Below are 4716 nucleotides of genomic sequence, written 5' to 3'. Positions count from 1 at the left end.
GCGGCGTCCTGCTCGGCCCGGCGCCGCTCCAGCTCGGCGGGTTCGACGGCGAGGTCGATGGAGCGGGCCGGGATGTCGATGGCGATGGTGTCGCCGTCGCGCACGAGGCCGATCAGCCCGCCCTCGGCCGCCTCCGGGGAGACGTGGCCGATCGACAGGCCGGAGGACCCGCCCGAGAAGCGGCCGTCGGTGACCAGCGCGCAGGCTTTGCCGAGGCCCTTCGATTTCAGGTAGCTCGTCGGATAGAGCATCTCCTGCATGCCGGGGCCGCCGCGCGGGCCCTCGTAGCGGATCAGCACCACCTCGCCGGCCGTGACCTTGCCGTTGAGGATCCCGTCCACCGCGGCGTCCTGGCTCTCGAACACCCGGGCGGTCCCCGTGAAGGTCAGGATCGAGGCGTCGACGCCTGCCGTCTTCACGATGCAGCCCTGCTCGGCGAGGTTGCCGTAGAGCACCGCCAGGCCACCATCGCGCGAATAGGCGTGGGCGGCGTCGCGGATCACCCCGCCCTCCCGGTCGAGGTCGAGCTCATCGAAACGGGATTCCTGGCTGAACGCCACCTGGGTCGGCACGCCCCCGGGGGCCGCGCGGTAGAAACTCTGGACCGAGGCGCTGGGCGCGCCGCGGACGTCCCAGCGTGCCAGCGCCGCGCCGAGGGTCCCGGCGGCGACGTTGCCGACCTCCGTCTCGATCAGCCCCGCCCGGTCGAGCTCGCCCAGGATGGCCATGATCCCGCCGGCCCGGTGCACGTCCTCCATGTGGACGTTGGCCACCGCCGGGGCGACCTTGCACAGGACCGGCACGCGCCGGGACAGCCGGTCGATATCGGCCATGGTGAACGGCACCTCGCCCTCGTGGGCGGCGGCCAGCAGGTGCAGCACCGTGTTGGTCGAGCCGCCCATGGCGATGTCCAGCGTCATGGCGTTCGCGAACGCCGTGACGCTCGCAACCGCGCGGGGCAGCACGCTCGCGTCGTCCTGCTCGTAGTGGCGGCGGGCGAGGTCCACGATCAGGTGGCCGGCCTCCACGAACAGGCGCTTGCGGTCGGCGTGCGTCGCCAGAACCGAGCCGTTGCCCGGCAGCGCCAGACCCAGCGCCTCGGTCAGGCAGTTCATCGAGTTCGCGGTGAACATGCCCGAGCAGGAGCCGCAGGTCGGGCAGGCCGAGCGCTCGATCACCGCCACGTCTTCGTCCGAGATCCGGTCGTCGGCGGCCGCGATCATGGCGTCGACCAGATCGACCTTCTTGGCGATGCCGGGCAGCTGGACCTTGCCGGCCTCCATCGGGCCGCCCGAGACGAACACCGTCGGGATGTTCAGCCGCAGGCAGGCCATGAGCATGCCGGGGGTGATCTTGTCGCAATTCGAGATGCACACCATCGCGTCGGCGCAGTGCGCGTTGACCATGTACTCGACGGAATCGGCGATCAGCTCCCGGGACGGCAGCGAGTAGAGCATGCCGTCGTGGCCCATCGCGATGCCGTCATCGACCGCGATGGTGTTGAACTCCTTGGCGACGCCGCCGGCCTTCTCGATCTCCCGGGCGACCAGCTGGCCGAGATCCTTCAGGTGGACGTGGCCGGGCACGAACTGGGTGAACGAGTTCACCACGGCGATGATCGGCTTGCCGAAATCGCCGTCCTTCATGCCGGTGGCGCGCCAGAGGCCGCGGGCGCCGGCCATGTTGCGGCCGTGGGTGGTGGTGCGGGAACGATAGGCGGGCATCGCGCGGTTCAATCGGTTCAGAAGCGAATCTTTCAAAGGTAGGGGCTTCTGCGCCCGCCGACGCGTCGCTGCAAGCGTCGCCGAAGCGGACGCGACCGTGTCATGCTCCCGGCGGATACCGGGACGCGAGAGAGGCGAATCGTACGATGGACCGAGTGGATTTCCTGAAGCGGGCCATCGACCAGGGCCAGGGCCGGACCGAGGCCGACCTCGTCCTGAAGGGCGGGCGCTTCCTCGACCTCGTCACCGGCGACCTCGTCGCCTCCGATATCGCGATCTGCGGCGACCGGATCGTCGGCACCTTCGGCAGCTATCGCGGGCGGCGCGAGATCGACATCGCCGGCAAGGTCGTGGTGCCGGGCTTCATCGACACGCATTTCCACGTCGAATCCTCGCTGATGCCGCCGCAGGAATTCGAGCGCTGCGTCCTGCCCCACGGCGTCACCACCGGCTTGTGCGACCCGCACGAGATGGCGAACGTGCTGGGAACCGAGGCGTTCGCGTGGTTCCTGGCCTCGTCCGAGACCCTGGCGATGGACCTGCGGGTCCAGCTGTCCTCCTGCGTGCCGGCCACCGACCACCTCGAGACCTCGGGCGCGCGGATCGGGGTGGCGGACCTGCTGCCCTTCGCGGGCCATCCCAAGGTGATCGGGCTCGCCGAGTTCATGAATTTCCCGGGCGTGCTCGCCGGCGACCCGGCCGCCCTCGAAAAGCTCGCGGCGTTCCAGGGCCGGCTGATCGACGGCCACGCGCCGCTGCTGCGCGGAAGCGCGCTCAACGGCTACATCGCGGCCGGCATCCGCACCGAGCACGAGGCGACCACGCCCGAGGAGGCGATGGAAAAACTGTCCAAGGGCATGACCGTGCTGATCCGCGAGGGCTCGGTCTCCAAGGACCTGCACGCCCTGGCGCCGATCCTGACCGAGCGCACGGCGCCGTTCCTGGCCTTCTGCACCGACGACCGGAACCCCCTCGACATCGCCGAGGAGGGCCACCTCGACTACGTCGTCCGTACCGCGATCGCGCTGGGTGCGCCGCCGCTGGCGGCCTACCGGGCGGCCTCCTGGTCGGCGGCCCGGGCGCTGGGGCTGCACGATCGCGGCCTGGTGGCACCGGGCCAGCGTGCCGACCTCGTCGTGCTCGACGATTTCCTGGAGTGTCGCGTCGCCCGGGTCTTCAGCGCCGGGCGACTGGTGGAGGACGCGCTGTTCGCCGACCGGCCCGCGATCCAGCCGATCGGCCGGAACAGCCTGCGGGCCCGCCGGGTGACGGCGGCGGATTTCGCGGCCCCCGGTTCCGGGCCATCGACGCCGGTGATCGGCGTGGTGCCGGGCAAGCTCATCACCCTGCGGCACGACCTGTCGCTGCCCTACAGCGCGGGCGAGCGCCGGATCGACCTCGATCAGGACGTCATCAAGGTCGCGGTGGTGGAGCGCCACGGGAAGACGCCGGCGGGGCAGCGGGGCATCGGCGTGGCGTTCGTGAAGGGCTTCGGCCTGAAGCGCGGCGCGATCGCCTCCTCGGTCGGGCACGACAGCCACAACGTCACGGTGGTCGGCGCCGACGATGCCGACATGGCCGTGGCGGTGAACCGGCTCGGCGCCATCGAGGGCGGCTTCGTGGTGGTCGAGGGCGGCCGGGTGCTCGCCGAGATCGCCCTGCCGGTCGCCGGTCTGATGAGCCTGCTGCCGTTCGATGCGATCGGTGCCGCGCTGGTGACCCTGCGGGCGGCGGCGCGCGGCCTCGGCGTCGTCCTGCCCGAGCCGTTCCTGCAGGTGGCGTTCCTGCCGCTGCCCGTGATCCCGCACCTGAAGATCACCGACAAGGGCTTGGTGGATGTCGACCGCTTCGCGCTGATCGATCCGTAAAATCGATTGCGCACAATCTATCTCGGGATTATATGAGGGCTGTGCCGGCCCTATATGCCGACTCCCTTCCTGTTCCTGGAGATCGCACCATGTCCGTAGACGTGAAGTACCGCACCAGCGCGACCGCCACCGGAGGCCGCGACGGCGCCGCCAAGACCGCCGACGGCAGCTTCGAGGTGAAGCTCGCGACCCCGAAGGAGCTCGGCGGCGCCGGCGGCCCGGGCGCGAACCCCGAGCAGCTGTTCGCCTCCGGCTATTCGGCCTGCTTCCTCGGCGCCATGAAGGCGGTCGCCCCCTCGCTGAAGCTCAAGGTCCCGGCCGAGACCACCGTCACCGCCGATGTGGGCATCGGCCCGCGCTCCGAGGGCGGCTTCGGCATCACCGCCGACCTGACGATCAGCCTGCCGGGCCTCGACCGCGCCGACGCGCAGAAGCTCGTGGACGCCGCCCACCAGGTCTGCCCGTACTCGAACGCCACCCGCGGCAACGTCGATGTCGGCCTGACGCTCGCCTGAGCCGGGTCGTCATCCCGTCCGTTCGAAGATCCTGAGGAGCGCCGACCCTGCGGGCGCCCCTCGGGCTCCGGTCGTCGACGGAACAACGTCCTGTGGCGAGCATCCTCAACCGTCATAGCGAGCGCAGCGCAACAACCCAGGGACGCGCTACGTCTGAGATCGCGCTACACTGGGTCGCGGCGCTACGCTCGCGATGACGGCCAGCTGAACGCCGAGGCGTCAGCGTTCATACCGCCGCCCGCGCCCGCATGCAGACGCGGCCTGCCTCGTCCAACGTGACGCCCTCGAACCCCTCCCCGGTCCGCCGCCCACAGATCCGAAAGATCTGGTTGGCCGTCAGCGGCGAGACGCCGCGATGCGTGAAGGTGCGCGGCACCCGTCCGAGCAGCGTCGCGGCCAAATTCATCAGCAGCGTCGCCTGGATCGGGCCGTGGACCACCAGGTCGGCATAGCCCTCGACGCGCGTGGCGTAGGGCTGGTCATAGTGGAAGCGGTGGCCGTTGAAGGTCATGGCCGAGTAGCGGAACAACAGCGTCGGCGTCGCCGGCACGGCCCAGACCTGCTCGTAGGCGGCCGCGTCGTCGCGCTCGGCCGTGGCCCCGGTGCCGG

3 protein-coding genes and 1 pseudogene are annotated in these 4716 nt (G+C 70.5%); 2 read left to right on the top strand and 2 right to left on the bottom strand.

Going from position 1 to position 4716, the window contains the following annotated elements; genetic code table 11:
* A partial coding sequence (gene ilvD, locus FV228_RS20765) for a dihydroxy-acid dehydratase (protein WP_147856350.1) occupies positions 1 to 1724 on the bottom strand: 1724 nt, incomplete at its 3' end.
* 146 nt (positions 1725 to 1870) lie between these two features.
* On the opposite strand from ilvD, the gene ade reads away from it, so the two are divergent.
* Together ade and FV228_RS20755 are read left to right on the top strand one after the other, a co-directional pair.
* Entirely contained in the window at positions 1871 to 3592 is a 1722-nt protein-coding gene (gene ade / locus FV228_RS20760) for an adenine deaminase (protein ID WP_147856349.1), read from the top strand.
* 89 nt (positions 3593 to 3681) lie between these two features.
* Complete coding sequence (locus FV228_RS20755; RefSeq protein WP_147856348.1) at positions 3682 to 4107, top strand: organic hydroperoxide resistance protein; 426 nt, start codon at positions 3682 to 3684, stop codon at positions 4105 to 4107.
* A 226-nt stretch (positions 4108 to 4333) separates the two neighbouring features.
* On the opposite strand, the pseudogene FV228_RS20750 reads toward FV228_RS20755, so the two are convergent.
* Positions 4334 to 4716 (bottom strand): annotated as a pseudogene (locus tag FV228_RS20750) (protein dehydratase); the annotation flags it as partial.

Source organism: Methylobacterium sp. WL18 (assembly GCF_008040015.1).
GTDB classification, from domain to species: domain Bacteria; phylum Pseudomonadota; class Alphaproteobacteria; order Rhizobiales; family Beijerinckiaceae; genus Methylobacterium; species Methylobacterium mesophilicum.
This window is presented reverse-complemented; position numbering and strand designations above follow the sequence as displayed.

What these genes read in the sequence shown, in the direction of transcription:
- ade (WP_147856349.1), top strand. Translation starts at nt 1,871, where the DNA reads ATGGACCGAGTGGATTTCCTGAAGCGGGCCATCGACCAGGGCCAGGGC.
- FV228_RS20755 (WP_147856348.1), top strand. Translation starts at nt 3,682, where the DNA reads ATGTCCGTAGACGTGAAGTACCGCACCAGCGCGACCGCCACCGGAGGC.